Raw genomic sequence first — 359 nt, 5'->3', positions numbered from 1 at the left:
TAGTTGATCAAAAAAATTGAAGTCTTACGAGAGTCTACACGGCAATCGCTTTATGTTGGTTTGTTGCTTAGGCAATGGATCGATTAAGTTATAGTTAGTGTAATACGATTTGAGTGAGCAAGTTCTTTAACTGAAGAGTTTGATCATGGCTCAGATTGAACGCTGGCGGCAGGCTTAACACATGCAAGTCGAGCGGAAACGATGTAGCTTGCTACAGGCGTCGAGCGGCGGACGGGTGAGTAACGCGTAGGAATCTGCCTAGTAGTGGGGGACAACATGTGGAAACGCATGCTAATACCGCATACGCCCTACGGGGGAAAGGAGGGGATCTTCGGACCTTTCGCTATTAGATGAGCCTG

At 47.4% G+C, this 359-nt stretch carries 1 rRNA gene (only partly in view); it reads left to right on the top strand.

From position 1 onward, the window contains the following. Positions 1 to 127: 127 nt before the first annotated feature. Positions 128 to 359 (top strand): 16S ribosomal RNA (locus GQR55_RS20000) (its annotated part continues 326 nt past the right edge of the window); the annotation flags it as partial.

The sequence above is a fragment of the Pseudoalteromonas sp. Z1A8 genome (assembly GCF_011378855.1).
Lineage (GTDB): Bacteria > Pseudomonadota > Gammaproteobacteria > Enterobacterales > Alteromonadaceae > Pseudoalteromonas.
The sequence above is the reverse complement of the archived record's forward strand: the minus strand, read 5'-3'. Positions and strand labels throughout refer to the sequence as shown.